At 65.6% G+C, this 25,143-nt stretch carries 24 protein-coding genes; 13 read left to right on the top strand and 11 right to left on the bottom strand.

All coding sequences use genetic code 11. The features are described 5' to 3' along the window. On the top strand, positions 1 to 147 hold a 147-nt coding region (locus AB4Y63_RS16450; protein ID WP_441791731.1), incomplete at its 5' end, for an integrase core domain-containing protein. Between the two features lie 18 nt (positions 148 to 165). Here AB4Y63_RS16450 and AB4Y63_RS16455 read toward each other — a convergent pair. After that, positions 166 to 1,422, bottom strand: a complete 1,257-nt coding sequence (locus AB4Y63_RS16455; protein ID WP_441792151.1) for a methyltransferase — start codon at positions 1,420 to 1,422, stop codon at positions 166 to 168. Positions 1,423 to 1,604: 182 nt separating this feature from the next. Between AB4Y63_RS16455 and AB4Y63_RS16460 the strand changes: the two genes are divergently transcribed. Next, positions 1,605 to 2,852 (top strand): MFS transporter, encoded by a 1,248-nt coding sequence (locus AB4Y63_RS16460; protein WP_441792152.1) that lies wholly within the window; start codon positions 1,605 to 1,607, stop codon positions 2,850 to 2,852. A gap of 57 nt (positions 2,853 to 2,909) precedes the next feature. On the opposite strand, the gene AB4Y63_RS16465 is transcribed toward AB4Y63_RS16460, so the two are convergent. Together AB4Y63_RS16465 and AB4Y63_RS16470 are read right to left on the bottom strand one after the other, a co-directional pair. After that, the gene (locus AB4Y63_RS16465) at positions 2,910 to 3,293 is read right to left on the bottom strand and encodes a MerR family transcriptional regulator (protein WP_441792153.1); all 384 of its coding nucleotides are present in this window, start codon (positions 3,291 to 3,293) and stop codon (positions 2,910 to 2,912) included. A gap of 197 nt (positions 3,294 to 3,490) precedes the next feature. Continuing rightward, a complete protein-coding gene (locus AB4Y63_RS16470) occupies positions 3,491 to 3,955 on the bottom strand; it encodes a MarR family winged helix-turn-helix transcriptional regulator (protein WP_441792154.1) in 465 nt (154 codons plus the stop codon). Between the two features lie 79 nt (positions 3,956 to 4,034). On the opposite strand from AB4Y63_RS16470, the gene AB4Y63_RS16475 reads away from it, so the two are divergent. Together AB4Y63_RS16475 and AB4Y63_RS16480 are read left to right on the top strand one after the other, a co-directional pair. Then, positions 4,035 to 4,760, top strand: coding sequence for a hypothetical protein (locus AB4Y63_RS16475; RefSeq protein WP_441792155.1), 726 nt, complete (start codon positions 4,035 to 4,037; stop codon positions 4,758 to 4,760). Beyond that, on the top strand, positions 4,757 to 5,593 hold the full coding sequence (locus tag AB4Y63_RS16480) for an SDR family NAD(P)-dependent oxidoreductase (protein ID WP_441792156.1): 837 nt from the start codon (positions 4,757 to 4,759) through the stop codon (positions 5,591 to 5,593). The genes AB4Y63_RS16475 and AB4Y63_RS16480 overlap by 4 nt, the downstream gene beginning before the upstream one ends. Positions 5,594 to 5,831: 238 nt before the next feature. On the opposite strand, the gene AB4Y63_RS16485 is transcribed toward AB4Y63_RS16480, so the two are convergent. After that, positions 5,832 to 6,854, bottom strand: a complete 1,023-nt coding sequence (locus tag AB4Y63_RS16485; RefSeq protein WP_441792157.1) for an LLM class F420-dependent oxidoreductase — start codon at positions 6,852 to 6,854, stop codon at positions 5,832 to 5,834. 291 nt (positions 6,855 to 7,145) lie between these two features. Here AB4Y63_RS16485 and mshB point away from each other — a divergent pair, with 291 nt between their 5' ends. The 8 genes from mshB (at position 7,146) to AB4Y63_RS16525 (ending at position 16,340) form a co-directional block, all read left to right on the top strand. Beyond that, complete coding sequence (gene mshB / locus AB4Y63_RS16490) at positions 7,146 to 8,066, top strand: N-acetyl-1-D-myo-inositol-2-amino-2-deoxy-alpha-D-glucopyranoside deacetylase (RefSeq protein WP_441792158.1); 921 nt, start codon at positions 7,146 to 7,148, stop codon at positions 8,064 to 8,066. Then, complete coding sequence (locus AB4Y63_RS16495; protein WP_441792159.1) at positions 8,059 to 9,207, top strand: ROK family protein; 1,149 nt, start codon at positions 8,059 to 8,061, stop codon at positions 9,205 to 9,207. Before mshB ends, AB4Y63_RS16495 begins: the two co-directional genes overlap by 8 nt. A gap of 76 nt (positions 9,208 to 9,283) precedes the next feature. After that, positions 9,284 to 10,375, top strand: a complete 1,092-nt coding sequence (locus AB4Y63_RS16500; RefSeq protein WP_441792160.1) for an extracellular solute-binding protein — start codon at positions 9,284 to 9,286, stop codon at positions 10,373 to 10,375. 4 nt (positions 10,376 to 10,379) lie between these two features. Continuing rightward, on the top strand, positions 10,380 to 11,471 hold the full coding sequence (locus AB4Y63_RS16505; protein WP_441792161.1) for an ABC transporter ATP-binding protein: 1,092 nt from the start codon (positions 10,380 to 10,382) through the stop codon (positions 11,469 to 11,471). Next, positions 11,468 to 13,240, top strand: coding sequence for an ABC transporter permease (locus AB4Y63_RS16510; RefSeq protein ID WP_441792162.1), 1,773 nt, complete (start codon positions 11,468 to 11,470; stop codon positions 13,238 to 13,240). The genes AB4Y63_RS16505 and AB4Y63_RS16510 overlap by 4 nt, the downstream gene beginning before the upstream one ends. A 23-nt stretch (positions 13,241 to 13,263) precedes the next feature. Beyond that, positions 13,264 to 14,784, top strand: coding sequence for an argininosuccinate lyase (gene argH, locus AB4Y63_RS16515; RefSeq protein WP_441792163.1), 1,521 nt, complete (start codon positions 13,264 to 13,266; stop codon positions 14,782 to 14,784). Beyond that, entirely contained in the window at positions 14,762 to 15,727 is a 966-nt protein-coding gene (locus AB4Y63_RS16520; RefSeq protein ID WP_441792164.1) for an ROK family protein, read from the top strand. Before argH ends, AB4Y63_RS16520 begins: the two co-directional genes overlap by 23 nt. A gap of 124 nt (positions 15,728 to 15,851) precedes the next feature. Further along, positions 15,852 to 16,340 (top strand): OsmC family protein, encoded by a 489-nt coding sequence (locus AB4Y63_RS16525; protein WP_441792165.1) that lies wholly within the window; start codon positions 15,852 to 15,854, stop codon positions 16,338 to 16,340. A gap of 222 nt (positions 16,341 to 16,562) precedes the next feature. Here the strand turns inward: AB4Y63_RS16525 and AB4Y63_RS16530 are convergent, their stop codons facing one another. From AB4Y63_RS16530 to AB4Y63_RS16560, 7 genes are read right to left on the bottom strand one after another with little or no spacing between them, the layout of a single operon-like run. Next, positions 16,563 to 17,471 (bottom strand): MurR/RpiR family transcriptional regulator, encoded by a 909-nt coding sequence (locus AB4Y63_RS16530; protein WP_441792166.1) that lies wholly within the window; start codon positions 17,469 to 17,471, stop codon positions 16,563 to 16,565. After that, positions 17,458 to 18,420: an N-acetylmuramic acid 6-phosphate etherase gene (murQ, locus tag AB4Y63_RS16535; protein ID WP_441792167.1), complete on the bottom strand. Its 963-nt coding sequence runs from the start codon at positions 18,418 to 18,420 to the stop codon at positions 17,458 to 17,460. Before murQ ends, AB4Y63_RS16530 begins: the two co-directional genes overlap by 14 nt. Then, positions 18,413 to 19,345: an N-acetylglucosamine kinase gene (locus AB4Y63_RS16540; RefSeq protein ID WP_441792168.1), complete on the bottom strand. Its 933-nt coding sequence runs from the start codon at positions 19,343 to 19,345 to the stop codon at positions 18,413 to 18,415. The genes murQ and AB4Y63_RS16540 overlap by 8 nt, the downstream gene beginning before the upstream one ends. Further along, entirely contained in the window at positions 19,342 to 20,979 is a 1,638-nt protein-coding gene (locus AB4Y63_RS16545; protein WP_441792169.1) for a glycoside hydrolase family 3 N-terminal domain-containing protein, read from the bottom strand. Before AB4Y63_RS16545 ends, AB4Y63_RS16540 begins: the two co-directional genes overlap by 4 nt. Beyond that, a complete protein-coding gene (locus AB4Y63_RS16550; RefSeq protein WP_441792170.1) occupies positions 20,976 to 21,803 on the bottom strand; it encodes a carbohydrate ABC transporter permease in 828 nt (275 codons plus the stop codon). Before AB4Y63_RS16550 ends, AB4Y63_RS16545 begins: the two co-directional genes overlap by 4 nt. Then, positions 21,800 to 22,765, bottom strand: coding sequence for a carbohydrate ABC transporter permease (locus AB4Y63_RS16555; protein WP_441792171.1), 966 nt, complete (start codon positions 22,763 to 22,765; stop codon positions 21,800 to 21,802). Before AB4Y63_RS16555 ends, AB4Y63_RS16550 begins: the two co-directional genes overlap by 4 nt. After that, positions 22,765 to 24,054 (bottom strand): extracellular solute-binding protein, encoded by a 1,290-nt coding sequence (locus AB4Y63_RS16560; protein WP_441792172.1) that lies wholly within the window; start codon positions 24,052 to 24,054, stop codon positions 22,765 to 22,767. The genes AB4Y63_RS16555 and AB4Y63_RS16560 overlap by 1 nt, the downstream gene beginning before the upstream one ends. A gap of 143 nt (positions 24,055 to 24,197) precedes the next feature. Here AB4Y63_RS16560 and AB4Y63_RS16565 point away from each other — a divergent pair, with 143 nt between their 5' ends. After that, on the top strand, positions 24,198 to 25,034 hold the full coding sequence (locus AB4Y63_RS16565) for an SDR family oxidoreductase (RefSeq protein ID WP_441792173.1): 837 nt from the start codon (positions 24,198 to 24,200) through the stop codon (positions 25,032 to 25,034). Positions 25,035 to 25,143 lie beyond the last annotated feature (109 nt).

Genomic DNA, 25,143 nt, shown 5'->3' on the forward strand with positions numbered 1-25,143 from the left:
TTCAAGCGCTTCTACGCCAGCGAATCAGCCCGCCGCAACGCACTGCCGGCCTGGCTCCACGAATACAATCACCACAGGCCCCACACCGCAATCGGAGGCCAACCACCCATCAGCCGGTTAACTAACCTTGCTGGGCAGTACAACTAGCCGGCCCGACCGCGGCCCCTACGCCGCAGCGAGTCGCCAGAGCGACGTGATCTCGGCAGCACGCGCGGCATGCAGTGGATCGCTGGCGTCGACGGCCTTCGGATGCGTCGGGCGGATGTCGAGGCGCGACACGATCATGAGTCCGGCGTCTTCGATGAGGTCCAGAAGGTCGGCGCGGGAGCGCAGCCCGAGCCGCTCGGCGATGTCGGAGATGATAAGCCAGCCTTCGCCGCCGGGAGCCAGGTGCTCGTTCAGGCCGGCCAGAAAGCCGCGCAGCATGCGGCTGTCCGGGTCGTACACGGCATGATCGGTGGAGGTCGTGGCCGACGCCGGGATCCACGGCGGGTTGCACACGATGAGGTCAGCATGGCCCTCCGGGAACAGGTCGGCCTGCACCACTTCAACCTGCGAGCTGAGCCCGAGGCGCGTGATGTTGTCGGCCGCGCAGGTGAGGGCGCGCGGGTCGAGGTCGGTGCCGATCACTCGGGTCACGCCGCGTTTCGCGAGGATCGCCGACAGCACGCCGGTTCCGGCGCCGATGTCGAACGCGACGCCACCGGGTCGGGTCGCGGCGGCGGGGAGCGGCGCCTTAGAGACGAGGTCGAGGTACTCCCCGCGCACCGGTGAGAAGACACCGTAATGCGGGTGGATGCGCGCGCCAAGCGCCGCGACAGGCACGCCTTCGCGGCGCCATTCGTGGGCGCCGATCACGCCGAGCAGCTCGCGCAGTGAGAGAACCGATGAGGTGCCGGGAGGCCGGCCGAGGCTCGGGCCGAACGCTTCGAGGCATGCGTCGCGCACCTCGGGCGCCCGGCGCAGCGGCACCGCGAGGGTGGAGTCGAGCTCCACCAAGATCAATCCGAGACGGCGGGCGCGCTTCGCGGCATCCGCTCGAAAAGTATGAAAAGCCGTCGTCAGGTCGCTGCGCGGCGAACGCGAACGCTTGTCGACGCGGCGAGCCAGCGCGCTCTGCAGCTGGCGAGCGTTGTTGAAATCCCCGCGCCAGAGCACGCCGGTGCCGGCGGACACCAGCCGGTAGGCAGCATCCGCGGTCATTTCGTCGTCACCGATGACGACCGTCGCCGGGGCGGGCCAGCCGCCGTCGGAGCGCCAGGCCGCCGAACGCTGCTGTCCGTTTTCGAGCCAGCTGATCTGGGCGTCGGATCCCGGGGTGTCGGCAACCGGGGCGTCGGAACGCGGGGCGTCGGCAACTGGAGCCGCGGAAACCGGGGTCGCGGCATCGGCGGCGGCTGAATTCGGGGGCGTGCTCGGCATGCATCAACTCCTGTGACACGACACGGCTGGGGCAACACCGCCCTCGTTCGTGCACGGGGGCGGGTGCGGCCAGATCGGGCTCCGCGGTCTGCTTTCGAGTATCGCAGCCCACCCTGTGCGTGCTGTGTCCACAGCGAGTCGTCTTGACCTTGACATTAGTGTCAAGGTTAGACACTGGCGTTATGTCCTCATCACCCCTCACCGCACCGGTTGCGGTTGCTTCAGTCGCTGACTCTGCTGCGTTCCCTGACTCTGCTTCGCCAGGACCCGAGCCCCGGCTTCCCATCGGAGGGCTCCTCGCGCTCGCCGCCGTCGTCTTCCTCGCTGTGTTGACCGAGATCCTGCCGGCGGGCCTGCTCCCGCAGATGAGTGCGGCGTTGCAGGTTTCGGAGTCGCAGATCGGGCAACTCGTCACCGTCTATGCCTTGGCCACCGCGTTGACCGCCATTCCGTTGATCGCGTTGACCCGCGGCATCCCGCGTCGCACGCTGCTGCTCGTGCTGGTGATCGGTTTCGCCCTGGTCAACGTAGTCACCGCGGTGTCGTCGAGCTACTCCGTGATTCTCATCGCCCGGGTGGGCGGCGGGGTGCTCGCCGGATTGCTCTGGGCGATGATGGCCGGCTACGCCATGCGGATGGTTCCGCCCGCGCAGGCGGGAAAGGCGCTCGCGCTCGCGATGGTCGGCACTCCGCTCGCGTTCGCGCTTGGCCTGCCGCTGGGCACCCTGCTCGGCACGCTGCTCGGCTGGCGGATGATTTTCGGCCTCATCGCCGTGGTGACGGCGCTGCTCGTAATCTGGGTGCTGCTGACGGTTCCGCAGTTCGCGGGGGAGCGTGCAGGCGGGCGGGCGACGCTCTGGCAGGTGTTCCGCACCCCGGGCTTGGCTGCGATTCTGGCCGTCACTCTCACCTTCGTGCTTGCTCATAACGTGACCTACACCTACATCGCGCCGCTGATGCGGGCATCGGGCTGGAGCGACCACCTCGACGTCGCGCTTCTCGTTTTCGGGGTCAGTGCCATCGCCGGGATCGGCCTGGTTGGCATGCTGATCGATCGGCATCTGCGCCCGCTCGTGCTGCTGGCTACCGCGGTTCTCGCCGTGGCGACACTCGTGATCGGAGTGGCCGGGTCGAACCCGATCATCACCATCATCGCCGTCGGTCTCTGGGGGTTGGCCTACGGCGGCGCGCCGGCGCTGCTGCAAAACGCGCCGGCGCGCGTGACCGGGGAGGCGGCCGATGTGGCCCAGTCGATGGTCGTCACGGTCTGGAACGGAGCGATCGCGGCCGGAGCTTTCCTCGGCGGGGTGGCGCTCGACCTGGGCGGCGTCGGCGCGCTTCCCTACGTTGCCGGAGCGATCGCGCTCGTCAGCCTCCTGCTGGCGTTCGCCGCGCGCACGGGGTTCGCGGCTCGCACTCGACAGTTCTGAGCCCGACCCGCCGGTTCTAAGAACGCTGCGGCGACGGATGCGCCGGGCCGGCGGGCGTTAGCTTGCCAGCTGGCCCGCGGCATCCGTTCGGGTCGCCTCGGCCAGGTAGGCGCTGACGGCGTCGAGGTTGCGGGTGAGGCAGTCGATGCGTTTGGCGAGTTGTTCGCGGCGCTGGCCGAGAGTCTCAATCATTTCGGGCGTGATCTTCTCGACCTGCACCGAGGGGAGGCCTTTCAAACAGGGGATCATGTCCTTGATCAAGGCGGTCGGGATGCCGGCGTCGATCAGCCCGCGGATCTGCGCGACCCGGTCGACGGCCGCCTCCGGGTAGTCGCGGTAGCCATTACTCTCGCGGTCGGCGGTGAGCAGGTTCTGCTCCTCGTAGTAGCGCAGAAGCCGCGTCGACACCTCGGTGCGTTTGGACAGCTCGCCGATCTTCATCCTGTGCTCCTTCGTGCCGACACTCGCGCGCAGTGCCTGCGCTCACTACCTTCACATGCGTGTGAAGGCTAGTGTATCTCCGACACGGCGGAGAAACGGATGCCGCATGAAATTCGTGGAGATCGGCTCCGCGCCCGCAGAGGTTTCGTAGGCAAGTCCCGGGCGGGGGCATCAGCATCCGCCGGCATGCCTGCTGCCTAGCGGCCGAGATCCCGGTGCAGATCCGCGTCGAGCGCGGCGCCTCCGGCAAGCTGTGCCAGGAGCGACTCGAGTTGCTCCGACTGTTCGGGAGAGAGTGGGGCGAGCAACTCGGCCTCGTGCTGCTCCGCAATTGACCGGAGTCGCGTGAGGATCGCGCGGCCGGCGTCCGTCAGCGTGAGCTCGTAGTTGCGCCGATCGGTGCTGCTGCGTTCGCGACCGACGAGACCCCGGCTTTCGAGCGAGTCGATGAGCGGAACGATCCGGCTCGGCACGGCGCCGAGGCGATCGGCGAGTTCGCGCTGGCTCAGGCCGGGGGTGCGGCCGAGCAGGCGGAGCACCCCGGCGTCGCTCGGCGTGAGCCCGATCTCCCGCGTGCGCTCGGCGAACCGCGCGGAGGCCAGCGCGCCGAGCTGCGAGAGCAGAAAGGCGGTGCGTCGCGGCCGGGGCGTGGGGGAGTCCATGGCTCCAGATTACCTCCTTGACAGAATAGTTCAATAGGTGAATCATTCTTGGTATGACTCAATTGTGAGGAGGAATGACATGACTGACGCCACTCTGCAGCGCGTCGACCGGCCGGCGCGATCCGGTGGCCCCAACCCGGGCATCCTGGCCGTGGTGAGCCTGGCGCTCACCCTCGCCGGACTGATCGTCGGCGCGGTGATGACCGGCGGCCAATTTTTCGTCTCGCCGTTTGAATCGGCGAGCCAGGTCGCCGCATATTTCCAGGCCAACCCCGAGGCTACGCGCATCTCGAGCCTGTTCATCTTCGGATCCGCCGTGCCGCTCGGCATCTTCGCCGCAACGGTGTACGCGCGCCAACTGCGCTTGGGCGTGCGGGTGCCGGGTCCCGGCATCGGCTTCTTCGGCGGCGTGGCGGCATCCGTCTTCTTGATGCTCTCCGGCTGCGTGATCTGGCTGCTGAGCCGGCCCGAAATCACGACCGACGTCACGCTCACGCACGCGCTCGCGTTCTTCGCGTTCATCACGGGCGGCGTCGGATTCGTTGTCGGGCTTGGACTTCTCATCGCCGGGATCGCGGTTCCCGCGCTGATTCTGCGGTTCGTTCCACGCTGGCTCGCCTGGATCGGCCTGGTGATTGCCGCGCTCGCCGAGCTCAGTTTTCTGTCGATGGCGATCGAGCCGCTGCAGTTTCTGCTTCCGGTCGCCCGGTTCGGTGGGCTGATCTGGCTCGTTGCCGCCGGCTTCCTGCTTCCTCAGAACCGGGCTGCGGCGAATCGGCCCGTCTCGAATCGGGGAGAACGATGAGCGCCGAGGCCCGGCCGAGCGACGCACGAGCGGATGTCGCCGGCCCGCTCGCCGGCAAGGTCGCATTGGTCACCGGTGCAAGTCAGGGGATCGGTGCCGCAATTGCGCAGGCGCTCGCTGAAGCCGGTGCCCGTGTCATTCTCGCCGCCCGCGGTGAGGAAGCCCTCGCCCGCCAGGTGGAATCGATCGAAGCCGCCGGAGGCAGCGCGGTGGCGATCCCCGTCGACGTGACGAGTGAAGATTCGGTGCGCAATCTCTTCGAAGCCATCACGGCGCGTTTCGGACGTCTCGATGCCGCCGTGAACAACGCGGCCGGCGGCGGACTCCCGCCGACCCCGCTCGCCGACTGGCCGGTCGAGAGTTTCGACTCGGCGATCGCGGTGAATCTGCGCGGCACCTTCCTATGCCTGAAGTATGAGGTCGAGTTGATGCTCGAGAACGGAGGCGGCGCGATCGTGAACCTCTCCTCGACCGCCGGGGAGCAGGGCGTCGCCGGCCTCACCGGCTATGTGGCGAGCAAGTTCGGCGTCGGCGGGCTCACGCGCGTGGCGGCGCTCGACTATGCGGCGTCCGGAATCCGGGTGAACGCGATCGCGCCAGGCCCCATTCTCACCGACCGTCTCGCCGCGGCGGGCCCCGCCGCTCAGGCGGGAGCGGCCCGAGCGGTGCCGCTCGGCCGGGTCGGTCGATCCGATGAGGTTGCAGCGGCGGCGGTCTGGCTCTGTTCCGACGCGTCGTCGTTCGTCACCGGCACCGTGCTCGCCGTCGACGGCGGGCGCCTCGCGGGGGTTCCCGCGTTCACCGTTCCGCAGCCGCCGTCCCGCCGAGATTGAGCGTTGCGGTCGACTTTGCCCGGCAGAACAGGGCAACTCGACCGCAACGTTCAAGCTCGGTGAGGTGACGTGACGTGGCGAGGCGACATTACGTGCGCGCTTCCGTTGAGAGCGGATGCACGACGCCCCGCGTCCGCCGCGCCGAGTGTTGCCACCGCTGCCGAGAATCGCCGTTGTTGCGGCGACTCTCGGTGCGAACGGCGACGCTCGCCCGGTTCAAGCTCAGCGCGCGAGCGGGCTACGCCAGCTCAGACACTGCCTCCCGCACGCCGAGCAGCGCCGGCATGACCTCGCGTTCGAAGAGCTCGATTCCCGACCGGTCATAGGCAGCCTCGGGGAAGTAGTGGATCGAATAGCCGAGACCCAGCTCCTGCATCCCGGTCAGGCGCTCGACGATCTGCTCCGGCGTTCCGACGCCGAGCGCGTCGCCGCTGCGGTACTCCGAAACGAACTCGGCCGCCTTCGCCTCGCCGAGGTAGGGGGTGACCCGCGCCTCGACCGCGTCGATGCGCGAGGCTACTTCGGCCTCGGTCGCGGCGACGATGGTGTTGTAGTTCGACGACCGGGTGATCGCATCGAAGTCGGTGCCGAGCGCCTCGCAGTGCCCACGCAGCAGCTCGCTCTTATGTGCGAATCCGTCCGGCGACCCGTCGAAGTTCGTGTACTGCGCGTACTGCGCGGCGATCCGCAGCGTCACCTTTTCGCCGCCGCCGGCGATCCACAGCGGGATGCCGCCCTCCTGCAACGGAAGCGGCCGCACGATCGCATCCTCGACCTGATAGTGCTCGCCCTGCAGGGTGGCGCGGCCGGTCGTCCAGGCCTGCTGCATGATCTGTACGCCCTCCTCGAGGCGGGCCAGGCGCTCGCCGGCGCGGGGGAAGCCGTAACCGTAGGCCTTCCACTCCTGCTCGTACCAGCCGGCGCCGATGCCCATTTCGACGCGTCCGCCGGAGATGAGGTCGGCGGTTGCAGCGACCTTGGCCAGGTACGCCGGGTTGCGGTAACTCATGCAGGTGCACATCTGGCCGAGGCGCACGCGGGAGGTGGTCGCGGCGAAGGCGGCCATGAGGGTCCAGGCTTCGTGAGTGGCTTCATCCGTCGCCACCGGAACGGTGTGGAAGTGGTCGTACACCCAGATCGACTCCCAAGCGCCGGCATCCGCATGGGCGGCCAGGCCGCTCATCGCCGCCCACTGCTCGGCCGGGTCGATGCCAACGAGGTCGTGTCGCCAGCCCTGGGGTACAAAGAGTCCGAATCGCATGGAGACAGCCTAGGGTTTCGTCCTTGCAGGTGTGCGCGGCGCTGCCTCGAAAGCCGCCAACTTTTGCCGATGTTCCTGACGCTGCACGAGCGAAAGCTGGCACCTCCCGGAGATCATCCCACGCCGAGCCGGCGCATCCGGCAGCTCGCGTTTGCTGGTCAGTTGTCGAAACCGCGGTCGAGCCGCTGTCGAACCGAACCGAAAGCAACGCCATTACTTGTTGTTTCTTTTAATTCTTTCTGACAGAATCAAAGTCAATTCGGCTCAATCAATGTTGATGAAGGGAAAGACATGGCGGAACAACGCCGTATCCTCTTGACGCACGCACACCCAGACGACGAATCGTGTGCGACCGGCGGGACCATCGCCAAATACGTCGCAGAAGGCGCGCAGGTCACCGTCGTCACCTCGACCCGGGGCGAACAAGGCCGAATCGCCGTTGCCGAACTCGCCCACCTGAGCGCTGATCAGGATGATCTCCTCGGTGACTGCCGGTCCGCTGAACTCGGCGCCGCTGTCGTCGCTCTCAACCTGACCGACCACCGCTACCTGGGCGCCGAAGGCCGCTATCGCGACTCTGGCCGGATGGGCGGCGAAAGCAATGACCGTCCCGACGCTTTCTGGCAAGCCGATCTCGAGATTGCCGCTGCCGAACTTGCCGGAGTCATCCGTGAAACCCGTCCGCACGTCGTCGTCACGTACGACACGAACGGCGGCTATGGCCACCCGGATCACATTCAGACCCATCGCGTGACGATGCGAGCGATCGAGATCGCACCCGACGCGGACGCCGCCGTTACCGGGGAGCCGTGGGACGTGCCCAAGGTGTACTGGTGCGCTGTGCCGCGTGACCTGATCCAGGCCGAACTCGACACGCTCAAACGCGACGAGTCGAAGCATCCCTATCTCTGGGTCGACACCGACACGAGCGAATACCCGGACGGTGTGCACGATGACGCCGAGATCACCACGGAGCTCGACGTCGCCGCGCACCTCGATGCCAAGCGCGACGCACTCGCCGCCCACAGGACCCAGCTCACCGTACACGGCGAGTACTGGGTGCTTGCCTCCGGTCGAGGCATGCGCATCCAGGACCGCGAATGGTTCATCCTGGTCAAAGGTGAGGTGGGGGCCGAGCGCAATGCGAACGGGTGGGAGCCCGACCTTTTCGCTGGTCTCGCCGGGGTGGCCGGAGCGATCGATCGTGGCTAGCATCCTCGGCAGCCTCGCGGCCGCGTCGCGCGAGGTGCAGCGTGCCGCTGTCGTGCAGATTCTCCGCACCGAGCGGCTGTCCCGGTCCGACTTGATCGCGAGGCTTCAGATCAGCTCGTCACTCGTGACGCGCCTGGTGCGGGGCCTGATCGACGATGGAATTCTCCGGGAGACCGGGTCGGTGTCATCGGCGCTCGGGCGGCCTCCGGTACAGCTCGAACTCGTCGCAGAGTACGGGCACGTCGTTGCGGTGTCCTGCGAAGGGGACCGCATCCGCGTGGGGGTGTTTGACACGCACGCAGTGCCGGTGTGGGTCGGTATCGTCGAGCTGCGCGAGCAGACTCTGGACATCGCCCTGATTATGAGCCAGATCGATTCTGCGCGAGAGAACGCCGGGTTGGCCGACGGTCGCCTCCTCGGAATTGCCGTGGCCGTGCCCGGTGTGGTCGACGCAGAAACGGGCGCCGTCAGCCAGGCGCCCGATCTCGGTTGGTTGGTGGCTGTTCCCCTGCGATCACTACTCGAAGAGACCTATGCAGTGCCGGTTACCGTCGATAACGACGTAAACCTGCTGGTCATCGCCGAACGCGAGTCCGGCGCAGCCGTCGGTGTCGACGATGTCGTCTACCTCTACCTCGGGCGTCGTGGCGTCGGCGCCGGCATCGTGTCCGGCGGGCGTCTGACACAGGGCGGAAAGGGTGCGGCAGGCGAAGTCGGCATCATCCCGCTCTCTGCTGGCGATAGCTCAGAACGGCCGACCCGCATCGAAGACCGCATTTCGGTTGCGGCCATCCAAGGCGCGTTGGAGGCCAGCGGCCTCGATGTCGAGCCGGCACCGGTGCCCGCCCTTGTGCGCTGGGCGGAGTCCGGCAACACCGAAGCCCGCGCCATCCGTACTGCGGTCCTCGACGCGCTCACGCAATCGATTCTCATTCTCTCGGTCATCCTCGACCCCACTGTCGTGCTGATCGGCGGGGCAGCTGCCGACCTCACGGCTCTCGACCTCGCGGAGCTGGGCGAGCGGCTTGCCTTGCGCACGCCGGCCCTTCCCGTTATTGATTTTGCGCAGCTGGGTACAGAAGCGCTGATTTCTGCCGCCCACGAACAGTGCTGGCAGCGCATTCTCGCGGGAGGCATATGACCTGATTCGGGCACAACGCTCCCCGCACCATGAGTTCGGTTCGATCCGACCCTGAAACAAGGAAATAAGAAAACATATGAGAAGAAAAGCCCGCTCCGCGGTTCTCACCGGCGTCATTGCAGTCGCCCTCAGTTCACTCGTTTTGTCCGGTTGCGCAGCAGACGTCAAACCGAAGACCGAACCGACCGGCGATGCAGCCGCTCCGGCCCAGTCGCTCACCATCTACACCGGCCGCGACAAAGACGAAGTTGCCTCTGTCGTTGCCCAGTTCGAAACGGCATACCCGCAGTACAAGGGCAAGGTCCAGACGGTCATCGCAGGCGCCCAGGACAATCTCGACCGCATGCGCGCGGAGAAGTCAAACCCGCAGGGCGGCTTCCTCTGGGGCGGCACGCAGCAGCAGTTCGAGCAGGCGGCCAGCGAAGGCCTCCTCGAGCCCTACGAGATGAAGAGCGCCGACAAGATTGCTGACGGTCGCAAGGATGCGGACAACCAGTGGTTCGCCGAGATGCTGCTGCCCGAGATCATCATCTACAACAACACCCTCGTTGAAGAGAAGGATGCCCCGAAGGACTGGGCTGACCTGCTCGACCCGAAATGGAAGGACAAGATCGTCATCCGCGACGTCATGGCGTCGGGAACCATGCGCACGATCTATTCGTCGATGGTCTACGACTCGTTCGCCAAGGACGGCTCGCCTGACGCCGGCTACGACTTCCTCACGAAGCTTGACGCGAACACCGTCAGCTACGCGGCGAACCCGGATGACATGTACACCCAGCTCGACCAGGGCACGGGAGTCATCACCTTGTGGAACCTGCAGGATGCGCTCATCCAGCCGCTGAAGAACAACCGCCCGTGGAGCTACGTGATGCCGTCATCCGGCGCTCCGGTGCTGCTCGACGGGGTCGGCATCATCAAGAACAAAAACCAGGACCAGGCCGCGAAGGACTTCGAAGACTTTCTGATGGACCCGAAGCTGCAGGCTTCGCTGGCTGACCAGTACTACCAGGTCCCGGCCATGGAGATCGCTGAAGCTGACAAGCCGGACTGGCTCGCCAAGCTCAAGATCAAGGAAATGGACATCGACTGGAACGTTCTTGGTGAGAACCAGGACGCATGGATGACCTACTGGGCCGACAACATCAAGGGCAAGGGCGGAGCATAACCCTATGGTCTCAGTGACTCTTGATGGGCTGACGAAGTCGTTCAAGCGCTCGGGAGTGGTTGTTGACCATGTGGACCTTCGGGCCGAGGAGGGTGAATTCTTCACCCTCCTCGGTCCGTCGGGCTGCGGAAAATCAACGACGCTCCGGATGATCGCCGGGTTCGACGAGCCCGATTCCGGTCAAATTCGCTTCAACGATCGTGACGTCACCTACGCACCGGTGAACAAGCGTGACGTCGGCCTGGTGTTTCAAAACTATGCGCTCTTCCCGCATATGTCCGTGGCGAAGAACGTCGGCTTCGGTCTCGCCGTGCGCAAGATCCGCGGCATCGATGCCAAGAAAATGATTCAGGATGCCCTCGCCCAGGTGAACCTCACCAAGCAAGTGGATGCGCGGGTCGATGAGCTGTCCGGCGGCCAGCAGCAGCGGGTCGCCCTGGCGCGAGCACTTGTCTTCCGTCCCCAGCTTCTCCTGCTCGACGAGCCCATGTCGAATCTCGACGCCAAGCTGCGTTTGGACATGCGTGGTGCCTTGCGCAGCCTCCACAACGAGACCGGCATCACGTCAATCTACGTGACACACGACCAGGCGGAAGCCCTCGCCATGTCCACCCGCATCGCCGTTATGAACACCTCGGTCGTGCACCAGGTCGGCACTCCGGCTGAAGTCTACGAACGGCCGAACACGCGTTTCGTCGCGATGTTCCTCGGCCGCAACAACGTCTTCGACGGTACTGTCTCCGCCGTCAATGGTGACGAGGTCTATCTGCGCCTCGCCGACGGCAGCATGCTTCGCGGCTCGGCGTCCCGCACCTCACCCGGCCTCCCGCTGTCACCCGGAAGCCTGATCGGCGCGACGATTCGGGCCGAGGCAGTCCAATTTTCCACCGGAGATCAGAGCGAAAACCTCTTGGACGGAACTGTGTCCGACGTGGAATACGTCGGCGCAACGCTTTCCTGTGAACTCGAGACGGCCGTTGGTCGGGTACTGCTCGACCTAACCGGTGCCGGCATCCGTCCGACTCTCGGTCAGCGTCTCACCGTGCACCTCTCGGAGAAGAGCATCTATTTCGTTCCGGCTGAGCACACCCCATGACCGCGACCCTGACTCCCACCGAAAGCCCGTCTCCGGTTCTGCCGGATGCGGAATCCGTCTACAAGCGACCGTCGTGGTTCCGCCGCCGGTTCACCGTGATCGCAACGCTCACGGTTCTGATCGTCGTGCTCGTCGGCTACGTGATCGGGCCGATGATCGCCACCGCCCGGCGCAGCCTCTCCCAGGACCGAATCGACACCGTCGGGTTCTCATTTCAGGCGTGGGCTGACTTCTTCCTCTCGAACGCGCAACGCAGTGCCATTGTGGGAAGTATCACGCTCTCGATCCTCAGTGTGATCGTGGCCGGCCTGCTCGGCACCGGGATGGCTGTGCTTTTGACCCGCTGGGAGTTCCCCGGTCGCCGGATCTGCCAGGTGCTCGCGCTACTGCCGATCGCGCTGCCGCCGTTGATGGGCGTCTGGTCGTTCAAGTTGCTGTTCGGTGTGGGCGGGCGTATCCCGTTCGCGTTCCAGGAGTGGTTCGGCATCCCGCAACAGGATCTCTGGTTGCAGGGGCTGGCCGGCGTGCTGATCGTGCACGCCATGACGATGTATCCGTACTTCTATCTCACAGTGTCCGCCGCGTTGATGAGCGCAGACGTCTCGCTGGAGGAGGCGTCGTACAGCATGGGCGCCTCGAAGCTGCGCACGTGGCTGAAGGTGGTTCTGCCGATGCTCACGCCCGCGGTCGTCGCCGGCGCCCTCATCACGTTCATGTCGTCGATGTCGTCGTACACGGCACCGCTCCTGTTCCAGTACACGGATGTGATGACCCAGCAGGTCGTGATCGCCAAGTCGAACGGCGACATGCGACTGGCCTCCATCATCGCCACGACCTTGGCTGTGATCTCCATCGTCTTCCTTGCGGTCATCAGGGGATACGAACAACGCAAGATCTATCGCACGCAGTCGAAGGGCGGCGGCCGTCGTCGATCGACCGTGACATCGCCACTCGGCAAGACAGTGATTGCCGTCGTCGCGATTCCGCTCACGATCTTTCTGATCCTGCCGATCATCATGATTCTCGTGCTCTCGTTCACGGCCAAGGGAGGCTGGCTCAACACCATCCTGCCGACCTCGTTCACCGTCGACTGGTACGCCCAGATGTTCTCCGGCTTCGAATTCTGGCGTCCGGTCACGAACTCGCTGCTGATGAGCCTGATCGCCGTCGGCGCCGCCGTGGTGCTCGGTGCTGGTGCCGCCTATGTGATGAGCCGGATGAAGTTCAAGGGAAAACTGGCCCTCGACATCGCGATCATGCTGCCCTGGGCGCTGCCGGGCACCGTCGTGGCGATCAACCTGATCACCGCGTTCTCCAGCCCGTCACCTTTTGCAATGGGCCAAGTGTTGGTCGGTACTTTTGCGATCGTGCCGCTGGCGTATTTCGTGCGATTCAACCCGCTGGTATTCCGTTCGTCTTCCGCCTCCTGGGCGCAGCTCGACCCCAACCTCGAGGACGCGGCACGCAGCCTCGGCGCCACGTGGTGGTACACGTTCCGCAAGGTCGTGCTGCCGCTGGTCTCTCGCGGAATCATGGCCGGGGCACTTCTTGCGTTTGTCGACGGCGTGGGTGAGTTCGTCTCATCTGTGCTGCTCTACTCGCCGTCGTGGACGCCGCTGTCAATCGAGATCCTCAACCAGAACTACCAGGGCAACATCGGCACCGGATCGGTCTACGGCATGATCCAGGTCGGGCTCGTTCTGATCGTTCTCATCATCACCCGGCAGATGGAATCGCGCGCGAACGCCGCATCCATCCCCTCCTCCTGACCCACCTCACCGAAAGAAGAATCATGAATCGCGAAGACATCATCGCCCGGGACGGGGCGGTTTTTCCCGGCGCCAGCTACACGAATGCGGTCTTGCGTCCTGCCTATGACGAAGCCAAAACGGTGCTGCTGCCGTCGATGATCCAGATCCACCGCGCGCATCTGCTTATGCTGCGCTCGGTCGGCATCCTGAATGCCACCGACGCGGCGACCATCGCGGGATCGATCGACGGGCTTGATCTGGAGGCCATCGCGGCCTCGGAGTACACCGGTCAATACGAAGACCTGTTCTTCACCGTCGAATCGACGATGATCAAGCTGGATGGGGATGTCGTCGGCAGCCTGCACACGGCCCGGTCGCGCAACGACATGGGTATGTGCCTCTACCGCATGGTCATGCGTCATCAGCTGCTGCGCGTCATCGCCGCGGCCACCGAGCTCTACACGACACTCGTCCGCCTGGGCGGCGAGCACTCGGAGACGCTCACGCTGGAGCACACCCATACCCAGCCCGCTCAGCCGTCGATCCTCGGTCATCGCTTCCTCGCCATCGCGGATGTCCTCGGTCGCGACATCGAGCGGGTCAAGGCTGCGTACGGCAGCCTCGACTTCTCGCCGATGGGCGGCGCGGCACTCACCGGCACTGGGTTCCCGATCGACCGCGAGCTGATGGCCGAGCTTCTCGGATTCTCCGGCCTCGTCGAGAACTCCTATGACGCCGTCGCCAGCACCGACTACATTGCGCACGGCGCGACGGCACTGCAACTGATGGCCATCGACACCGGCCGCAGCTGCGTCGACTTTCTGACCTGGTGCACGGCTGAGTTCGGCCTCTACAAGGTGGCCGCGCCCTATGTGCAGATCTCCTCGATCATGCCGCAGAAGCGCAACCCTGTTTCGATCGAGCACTCGCGCTCTCTGCTTTCCGCCGCGTCGGCCAGCGCGGCGACCGTTCTGACGATGATGCACAACACCCCGTTCGGCGACATCGTCGATACCGAAGACGACCTGCAGCCCTACATCTGGCGCTCGGTCGAGGTGCTGACAAATGTGCTACACCTGCTTTCGAATGTGCTGGGCACGATCGAGGTGAACGTTGATGTCATGCGCGAGCGGGCCCTCGCGTCATTTGCCAACGCGACTGAACTTGCCGATACCCTCGTGCGCGACGCCGGTTGCACGTTCAAAGAAGCCCACACCATCGTCTCCCGTGTGGTGACGAGCGCCGACAACCGGGGCGTCACGGATGTGCGTGAGGTGCACGCCTCCGAGGTCATGGCCACCGCACGCGAGGTGTGCGGCCGCGAGATCGACATGAGCGAAGAGAGCGTGAGCCTCGCCCTGAACGCTGACAATTTCGTGGCTGTCCGCACGTCGCGTGGCGGGGTCGCCCCCATCGAAGTTGCACGCATGGCTGCGGAGCGCGTCGAGCGTGCGGCCGCGTTCGCGACGTGGCACCAGGACCAGATCGATCACCTCGCCCAGGTCGATGCCCGTCTTCGCACCGAATGTGAGGAACTGCGTGGCGTTTCTGCTCGCGTCTAACCCTGGCGGCACCGTGAACTCTCGTGAGACGCCGCCCGGCGACGCAGTCTTGGGGATTGACTTCGGCGGCACCAAGGTCGCCCTCTGTCTGGAGAGCGCAGGAGAGATCCTGGCCGAGGTTCGGCTCCCGATCGCGGCTGGAGAACCCGCTCAGAACGTCGTCGACCGAACGATCGATTCCGCTCGGGAACTTCTGAGCGGATGCGCGCGGGAGGTTGTCGCCGTCGGCATCGCCACGCCGGGCATCGTGCACGAACACGGTATCCAACTGGCTCCCAACGTCGACGGTTGGTCGGATCTCTCCCTGCGGACCCTGCTTCAGGACGGTCTTGGAATCGACCTCGTCGTTGTCGAAAACGACGTTAAATCCGCAGCGCTCGCCGAGGCGACATCTGGCTCTCTCGTCGGTTTTGATCCCGGTTTCTATCTCAACCTGGGCACGGGCATCGCTGCGGCGATGGTTGTGAACGGAGCCGTCGTACAAGGCGCTCATGGCGCATCAGGGGAGATCGGCTACGGCGTCGTCGGCGCGGCATCCCTTCTCGACTGGTCGGGGAAGAGGGCGCCGCTCGAGGAGCACATTGGTGGCCGCGGGCTCGGTGAGCGCGGAGCGGGCCGGTTCGGCACCTCGGTGAGCGCACGGGCCGTACTCGAGCTGGCCGAGGTGAACCCCGAGGTCGCCGAGTTCTTGGGTGCCAGCCTCGATGAGTTAGCCAGGCACATCCTTACCTGTGTGCTGCTGCTCGACCCGCAGCGTGTCGTCGTCGGTGGTGGGATGAGCGGGGCAACGCAGCAGATCATCGACCCGATCCGGGCGCGCCTGAACTCGGCGCTCGCGTTTCCTCCCGAGGTCGTCCAATCAAGCTTCGGTGCCGGCGCGTCGTTGCGCGGAGCGATTGAGCTGGCTCATGGACTCGCCGCGAAACCCAGTTTGTCGAAGTAACCCGTGTTCGCCGGCCCACCGCGCGACCGGCGAACAGTCCGATTCACAGAAGGAGCACGATATGTCAGAGCAGCTTGCTGAACGGCGTTCACTCGCCACCCATCTCGTCCAAAAGAGGGAGGCGATGCGGGCCGAGGCGCTTGCGCGCCCGACGGCTGCCAGCTGGGATGAAGTCATCGAGGCCCGCTGCGTCGCCGACGACATCACCGGTGCGCGCAAGTGGCGCATCAGGGAGTGGAACTATGTCGGCGATGGCGGGCCCGGCATCGGCGGTTACGAACTCGGGCCGAGTTCACCCGAGCTGTTGTGCGGCGTGATCTCGACCTGCCTGACGCACACGATTCTGTGCCTGGCCGCCATGCGAGGCCTCTCGCTTGACCGGGTGGACGTGCACGTAAGCGCGAAGAACAACGACGCGGGGTTCTTCCACGTTGAGTCGGATCGGCCGACGACGCCGCACGACATTATGGTGACGGTCGACCTCGAAGCGCCGACGTTGACCGAGAGCGAGCGGGACGCGTTCGTGACAGAAGCGCAGAACACCTGTCCGGTGCTCATCGCCCTACGCAATCCGACTGAAATCACCGTCGTGCGAGCGCCCACCTCCCGTTGAGGCCGGGTGAGCTGGAACTGAAACGTTCGGAAACACCACCTCCCATTCGACGGAGATTGTTCGCAAAATCGGCCAAACTCGCCTGGAATTGGTCAAAACGGTGAGAATCTCCGTCGAATGGGAGGGACCGCCGCCGATTCCCGGATTAGCTCGACCACCGGCCGCGCTGGCTCGACCACTCGCATTCGCGAGCGAGCTCTTCGGGCGGACTATTCGGGCGAGCTATTCGGGCGGACGCTCAGGTGCCAGCCGATGCCGCTCGGGCGGCAGCCGGTGGCTCTGCACCGCCTCGTAGGTCAGACGCAGCGACTCGGTCGCCTGGTCGTAGATGCTCTGGGTGACCCGCACGAAGAGGAAGTCGATGAGGGCGAGCTGTGCGATCCGGCTCGACATCGCACCGGAGCGGTACCGGTTCTCCCTGGCCTGGGTCGTGAGCACGAAGTCGCATTTGTCGGCCAGGCGCGATTCCGGAAAATTGGTGATTCCGACGGTCGTCGCGCCCTTGCTTCCCGCGGTTTCGAGGGCCTGGATCGTGTCGCTGGTCAACCCGGAGTGGGAGAACCCGATCGCCACATTGCCGGGCCGCTGCAACGCTGCGGACGCCAGCGCCAGGTGCGTGTCGACTGTGCAATGGGCCGGCAAGCCGATGCGGTACAGCTTCTGTTGCAGGTCTTGCGCGGTGAGTCCGCTGGAGCCGAAGCCATAAATGTCGATGTGCGGGGCAGTGACAAGCGCCGCCACGATCTGGTCGAGCGTCTCGAAGTCGAGGCCCTTGGCCGTCTGTTCGATGGCCAACGTCTCCTGGTAAGCGATCTTCGCGACGACCTCCTGAGCGCTGTCGGTCGGGTCGATCTCGCTGTCAGCCAGGTCGAAGCGTTCCCGCGTCGCCTGCTCCCGGCTGGTGGCGCTCGCGACTTCCAGCCGAAACTCCCGATAGCCCGAATAGCCGAGGCTCTGGCAGAACCGGGCGACCGTGGCCTGCGATGTCGAACAGGCGTGGGCCAGGTCGGTGATGGTCAGGTCGACGACGAGGGAGGGGTTGTCGATGATCGCGTTGGCGACTTTCGCCTCTGCCGCGCTGAGCCCGGGCAAAGCCTGGCGCAGCGCGAGCAGAACATTAGTCCCGTGCATGATCGTGAACGCCTGCCAGCACGTCGCGCAGCGTATCGCGCAAGACCCCGTCGTGGCGGTCGAGAGCGTCGCGCGCGCGGGGCGCATCCAGCTCGGTCAGAACCATCAAGATTGCCGCTTTCACCCAACCGCCAGCTTCTGCGAGCGCACGTGCAGCGGTTTCAGCGTCAGCGCCCGTCGCAAGCATAACGGTGCGTTCGGACCGGGCACGGAGCTTTTCGTTGGTGGCCTTCATGTCGACCATCAGGTTGCCGTGCACCTTGCCCAGTTTGACCATGGCGATGGTGCTGATCATGTTGAGCACGAGCTTCTGCGCGGTGCCGGCCTTCAGCCGGGTTGAGCCGGTCACGATTTCGGGGCCGACCACTGTCTCGATGGCGACGTCGGCGACCTGGCCGATCGCCGAGTTTGCATTACAGGCGAAGCCGATGGTGAAGGCGCCGGCATGTTTCGCTGCGTCGAGCGCGCCCAGCACGAACGGGGTGCGACCGGATGCGGAGATCCCGACAACCGCGTCGCCCGGCGTAATGCCGAGCTCCGCGAGGCTGGCCGCCCCGGCGAAGGCGTCGTCTTCGGCGTTCTCCAGCGCCGCCTGAATGGCACGAGGCCCTCCGGCGATGATTCCGACGACCAGGCTCGGCGCGGTGCCAAACGTCGGCGGGATCTCACTGGCGTCAAGGATGCCCATGCGTCCGGCGGTGCCGGCGCCCACATAGAGCAGTCGCCCGCCCCGTCGCATCCGCTCGACGACACCCTCGATCGCCTGTGTGATGGCCGGCGCGCAAGCTTCGATAGCAGCAGCGACCGTCGCACTGTCGGTGTTCATCGCGTTGACGAGTTCGTCGACGCCGAGAAGGTCAATATCTGGCCAGGTTTCACTCACCTGCTCGGTCGAAAGGGTCGAGAGCATGTCGCGCATTTCACGGCGCCGGGTGAGTGACTCAGCCACGGGTAATCCATCTTTCATAGGGGAGAGCAAGAGTTGTGGCCACAAGGGCTGCGCCGGAGAGCGGGTCTCCGAGCGGTGTGACGCGGTGCAGACCGGATGCCGCCAGCGCGTCAGTGAGACGACGCGCGAAGTAGTCGCTTGAGCCCAAACCCCCCGCGAAGCTGACATCGGGTTGGCCGGCCGCCGCGCAACTGGCGGCGAGCAGCCGACTGGCCTCGTCAACGATGCCGACGGCGACGGCGTCACCCTCGGCGGCGCGGTGCAGCACGGTCGGGGCGAACGAGCCGAGGCGCCGCGCCGGCGCGTCGGTTTCAGCGACCCAGATCGGCAGGGTCGCCACATCGCCGGTCAACGCCTGGGCGTCGGCCAGCAGAGCGGTCTGCGGTCCGCGACCGTCGTGGGCGCTGAGAGCGGCGTGTAGACCGCGCTGACCGATCCACCGGCCGCTGCCGTCATCGCCGAGCCACGGGCCCCAGCCGTCGACCTGCAGAACCAGTCCGGAAGCCTGCACCGAAAACACAACGGCCCCGGTCCCGGTGATCAGCACAGTTCCTGCGCTGCCGCCGAAGGCTCCGGCGTGAGCGGCCAGGGCGTCGGTGAGCACGGCAACCGGCACATCGAGCTCGGCGCGCAGCAGCACGGCGAGGGCGGCGGCGGCGGCGGGTGCGGCCGCGGCGCCCGCAGCGCCCACACCGAGATGGGTGACCTGCCGAAGCGTATGCGCGCCGTCGGCGGTGGCGCGCAGAGTGGTGAGCGTCGCGGCAATGGCGCGGGCCGACACTGCGGCGCCGTCATGGTCGGCCAGGCCGGGGGCGCCGGCGCCGGCGGCTTCAGCGAGAACCTGACCGGCACGGGTGACGCGCACCCGACAGGATGTCTTGCCCAGGTCGACCGCGAGAATCACCGGAACCGAGGCGAGCGTCACGCGCCGCTCCGATCGTCGGCCAGGGCCAGCGGTGCTTCTTCTTCAGCTGTGGTGCGGGTGCCGCGTTCGCTGGCCTGCAGCACGAGCTCGCGCACCGTCTCGGCCGAGAGACGACTGGCGCTCAGGCACTCGATCGCGGTCAGCGGCAGTGGTTCGGTCGCCGCCAACCCGGCGTTCACGACGAGTGCGTCGGGACGGCTGGTTGCGACGACCGCGAGGGCGTCGCGTTGCAGCCCCGCACCGGCGATGGCGTCGACGAGCACGATCAGGCCGGATGTGCCCGGCACGCGCTCGAGCAGGGCGGAGAGTTGTGCGGCAAGAGGAGCCGCACCGTCGGCGGTGCGCGCGGCCAGGCCGCCGTGGCTGATCCGGGTGACGTCGAAGCGCTCACGCAGTGCGGTGCTGAAGACATCCACGGTCGAGGCGACGGCGATGGTGGCGCGATTGCGCAGGTCAAGCACCGTCAGCGTCTCGCCGATGACGGGAAGCGGCCCGGTCACCGCGCAGAGGTCGCGTGACAGCGCGGTGAACTCGCGCGGGGCGCGGGGTCCAACGCCGGCAACGCCCGCGACAGCACCGGAAGAGGCCGCGTCGGCCGGGTCCACGGCGGGCGCCGGCAGAAGCAGGGTCGCCACCGAAACGGATGCCCGCTCCAGCGCCGCCACCGGCAACGAACCGTCGTCGAGGGCATCGAAGAGTGCGTTCTGCACCTCGAGAAAGTCGTCGAGGTCGCTGGTCGCGCCGGCCTTCGGGCCGAGGTTCGCAGGGTTGCCGATGCAGAGCAGATCGGCTCCGGCCAGAATCGCCTGCACCGCGCCCGGACCCGCGCCGACCGTGGAACGGATGGCGGCCATGTCGAGGGCATCGGTCACGATGGTGCCGGTGAAACCGGCGGAACGCAGGCGGGCGAGCAGTGCCGGGTTCAGAGTTGCCGGCAGCTCACCGAACTCCGGCACCACGATGTGGGCGGTCATCACGGCCAGCACGCCGGCCGCGATTGCCGCGTGGAACGGGGGCAGGTGATCGCGTTCGATCTGCTGCCAGGTCAGGTCGAGCCGGGGCAGGCTGTGGTGCGAGTCGGTGTGGGTGTCGCCGTGTCCGGGAAAATGTTTGACGCAGGCCGCGACACCGTTCGACTGCAGCCCGGCGACCATCGCCGCGACATGGGGGGAGACGAGGTCGGCCGAGTCGCCGAAGGCGCGCACGCCGATGACCGGGTTCTGCGCGTTCGTGTTGACATCGGCAACGGGGGCGAGGGCCACGTTAGCTCCGGCCGCGGCGAGGCGGCGGCCGAGTTCGACGCCCACCTCCCTGGTCAGTGCCACGTCGCCCCGGCGGCCGAGTTGCGCGTGCCCCGGCAGGGTTGAGCCGCGTGCGGCCTCGAGCCGCGAAACGTTCCCGCCCTCTTCGTCGACGCCGATCAGCACACCGGAACGGATGCTGCGGAGTTCGCTGGAAAGCCGGGCCGGCTGTTCGGCGTCGTCGCCGTCGATGTTCTGACCGAAGTAGACGACGCCGGCGAGACCCTCGTCCAGTGCCGACTTCAGCCAATCGGGCGCAACATAGCCGTTGAATCCCGGCCAGAGCACACTCCCGACGAGGGCGCGGAGAGCGGGATCGTTTCTGCTGGTCATCCCTTGACCGCTCCTGCCACAAGACCGCTCGAGAGCTTGCGCTGCACGAGCACGAAGAAGATCATCACCGGAATCGTGATCAGCGTCGAGGCGGCCATCACATAGCCCCACTCGTTGGAGTGCTCGCCGAAGAACTGCTTGAGACCGATCGCAACGGTGTACTGGTCAGACGCGCCGCCGAGCAGCGTCATCGCGAAGATGAACTCGTTCCAGGCGGTGATGAACGAGAAAATGCTCGTTGCGACGAGGCCGGGCATGATGAGGGGAAGCAGGACCGAGCGGAACATCCGCCACCAGCTGGCGCCGTCGATATAGGCCGCTTCTTCGAGTTCAACCGGAACTGCGGCGACGAAGCCACGCAGCATCCAGATGCCGAACGGCAACGAGAGCGCCACGTAGACCACGACGAGGCCGAGCAGCGTGTTGAGCATGTGCAGGTCGCGCACCTGCACGAACAAAGGAATGACTAGAGCTTCCAGCGGCACCATTTGCACGGCCAGGATCATGAACAGAATCGCGGTGCGAAACTTGAACTTGAACCGGGCAACGGCCACGGAGGCCAGCACGGCGACGAGCGCTGAGACGAGAACCGTGACGACGGCGACGATCGCCGAGTTGCGGAGGAAGACGTCGAAGCCGCCCTCCGTCAGCACATAGGTGAAGTTGTCGAGCGTGAACTCGGTGGGCACGAGTGACTGGCCGCCGCTGGAGGCCTTCGCGTCGAACGCGCTGGAGAGCATCCAGTAGACCGGGAACAGTGTGAACAGAAGCAGCAGCGTGACGAGTACTGCCTTGCCGAGATTGGTGCGCCAGCTCTTTCTCACAGCTTGTCCTCCTTGAGCATGGTGCGAACGTAGACAATCGTGATGGCGAGCAGGGCCAGGGTCAGCAGCACGGCCAGGGCTGAGCCGAAGCCGTAGCGGTTCTGGCCGAACGATTCAACGTAGGACCAGACGCCCAGGTTCAGAACCGACCGGTTCGTGCCGGAGCCGCCCGGCATCAGATAGACCTGCGCGAACACTTTGAAGTCCCAGATCGTGGAGAGGATGATCACGACCGCGAAGACCGATTTCAGGGTTGGCACGATGATCTGGAAGAAACGGCGAATCGCGCCGGCGCCATCCATCTGTGCCGCTTCGAGCATCTCCTTCGAGACTCCGAGCAGACCGGCCAGCACGGTGATGGCGACGAACGGGAAACCGTGGTGAATGATGTTGATCAGCACGATGCCGTAGAAGGTCCACTGGTTGGTGAACCAGTTGAACGGCTCGTCCATCAGGCCGAGGCCCATCAGAGTCTGGTTGACGATTCCGTTGTCGGCGTCGAAGATCCAGGTCCAGACGTAGGTGCCGGTCACGGCGGGCATGGCCCAGGCGATCATGATCGAGCTGCCAACGACGGTGCGCCAGAAATTACCGAGCGAGGCCATCAGCAGGGCCACGCCGGTGCCGAGGCCGACGGTGCCGATGACCGAGAGCACGGCGAAACCGACAGTGTTCGGAAGTACCACGGTCCACAGGGTGGGGTTCGTGAAGATCTCGACGTAGTTGTCGAGGCCGATGAAGTTTGTTTTGCCGCTGACGATCTCACGCAGACCGTAGTCCTGCAGCGAGAAGAGAAAGACGCGAACGAGAGGCCAGAGCAGCAGCACCCCGAGGATGATGAGGGCCGGCGTCAGCAGAATCCACGGGCGGGATGTCGCCCAGGTGAACCGGCGGCGGGGCCGGGCGCCGACCGTGAGCGTTTCGCTCACGGTCGACGACGGGCGGTTAAGCGTGGTTGTCACTACTTGCCGTTCATAATCGAGTCCATCTCAGCAGCGGCATCAGCCGTTGCCTGCTCGACGGACTTCTGACCGGAGAGGATGGACTGCATCATCGTGTTGGTGGTCTGCTTGGCCTGCACCGCACCGAACTTCGGGGTGACGGGCAGCGAGGCGCCGCCGTCAACCATCTGCTTCGCGAACGGGGTCACCAGGGGGTTGTCAGACTTCATGGTCTTGGCCAGCAGCGTGGATTCGCCCGGGAAGTAACCGGTCTGCGCTGCCCATTCCTTGGCGAATTCGCCGGTGGTCATCATCTTCACGAACTCGAACGACAGCGCCTCGTTCTTTGTCGTGCTGAAGGTGGAGAGGTGCGAGCCGCCGAGCATCGACGGGCTGATGCCGCCGTCTTTTCCGGGGATCGGAGTGGCAGCGAACTTGCCCTCGAGCTCCGGTGCCTTCTGAATGATGGTGGCCGGCGTCCACGAGCCGGTCAACGCCATCGCAACCTTGCCCTGCACGAAGTTATCGAGAACGTCGCTCTCTTTCCAGGTGGTAGCACCCGGGGTGGAGAAGCCGTGCTTGGTGGCCAGATCGGTGTAGAACTGGATGCCCTCCCGCGACTTCGCGCTGTCGAGGCCCGACGTCCAGGTGTCACCAGTCTTGGTGGAAACCTCTCCACCGGCGCCCCAGACCCACGGGTAAACGCCCTGTTCGGCGTTGCCGGGAACGGCGAACGGAATCATGTCGGGGTGAGCCGCCTTGATCGCGTTGCCGGCATCGACGAGTTCCTGCCAGGTCGTCGGTGCGGAGAGACCCAACTCGGTGAAGATGTCCGAGCGGTAGACGAGCGAACGAACGCCGGCGTACCACGGCATGCCGTAGAGCTCGCCGTCGTAGGTGCCCGATTCGACGAGGCCGGAGACGAGCTTGCCGTCGAGGCCCGCGTCGGTGACCTGCTTCGTGATGGGCAGCAGGGCGCCGGCGTCGGCGAACTCTGCGGTCCAGGTGGTGCCGGTTTCGGCGACATCCGGTGTCGTTCCGCCGGCGATTGAGGTGACGAAGCGGTCGTGAGCGTCAGCCCACTGCACGAAGTCAACCTTCAGCTTGGCGCCGGTCTCCTCGGTGAAGGCGGTGCCGACCTTGTCAAAGAACTCCTCGGAGTTCGGGTTCGTTCCCTGCATGATCCAGACCGAGAGGGTCTGTCCCTTGCCGTCGACGGTGTCTCCGCTGCCGGTCGCGCCGCTGGAACACGCGGCAAGACCGAGTGATGCCACGGCGAACATGGCAATAGAGAGATAGCGCTTCTTCATACGAAGTCTCCTCGTTGAAACGTAGAAACGGGCTTGTGGCCCAGCAATGTGGTTATGAAAGAAGTATTCAACGGATTCATCAAAGCTGCAAATTACTTTCATACGCGGCGTGGGCTCGGTGAAAAACTTGCGATGATTGAGACATGACTCGAACCGTTGCCGGAGCCCGCGTGCTAATCACCGGGGCGGCCAGCGGCATGGGCCGGTTGTATGCCGAACGGGCCGTCGCCGAGGGCGCCGCGGCCGTCGTGCTCTGGGACCGGGATGCGGCGGGCGTCACGTCCACCGCCGCCGAGCTGAGCGCTCTGGCCGGCGAAGGCACGCGCGTCGTCTCCTACGTCATCGACATCTCTGACCTCGGCGCGATCGCCCAGACCGCCCAGCGGGTGCGCACCGAGGTCGGTAACCCGGACATCTTGATCAACAACGCCGGCATCATCCGTGGCAAGTATTTCTGGGAGCACGACAACGGCGACGACACCCGGCCGACCATGCAGATCAACGCACTGGCGCCGATGTACATCACCCGCGAGTTTCTGCCGGGCATGATGGACAACTTCTACCGCGCGGCCCGGATCGTGAACATCGCCTCGGCGGCCGGCACCCTCTCGAACCCGCGGATGAGCGTTTACGCCGCGTCGAAAGCCGCGCTGATCGGCTGGAGCGACAGCCTGCGCCTCGAACTCGAGCAGCAGGACCACCGCAACGTCAAGGTCACCACGGTCAGCCCGAGCTACATCTCGACCGGGATGTTCGCGGGCGCGCGCGGCCCGCTGCTCACGCCGGTGATGACGCCCGAATACGTGGTCGACCGCGTCTGGGCGGCGATGCTCGCCGGCAAACCGCAGCTGATGATGCCGTGGACCGTCGGCCTGGCCCGGGCACTCCGCGGTGTGCTGCCGCAGCCCGCCTGGGACGCCGTCGCCGGGGGACTCTTCGGCGTCTACCGCTCGATGGACAAGTTCACCGGGCGCAACTGAGTCTGTCGCGCCGCCCGTCGCGTCAGACGTCTTTCGCGGCATCGGATGCTGTCGGTTGGTAACTCCGGGGATTCGGGAGCGGCGTCGAATTCCGCCGCGTGTTTTTGCG

The sequence above is a fragment of the Leifsonia sp. YAF41 genome (genome assembly GCF_052113185.1).
GTDB lineage: Bacteria > Actinomycetota > Actinomycetes > Actinomycetales > Microbacteriaceae > Cryobacterium.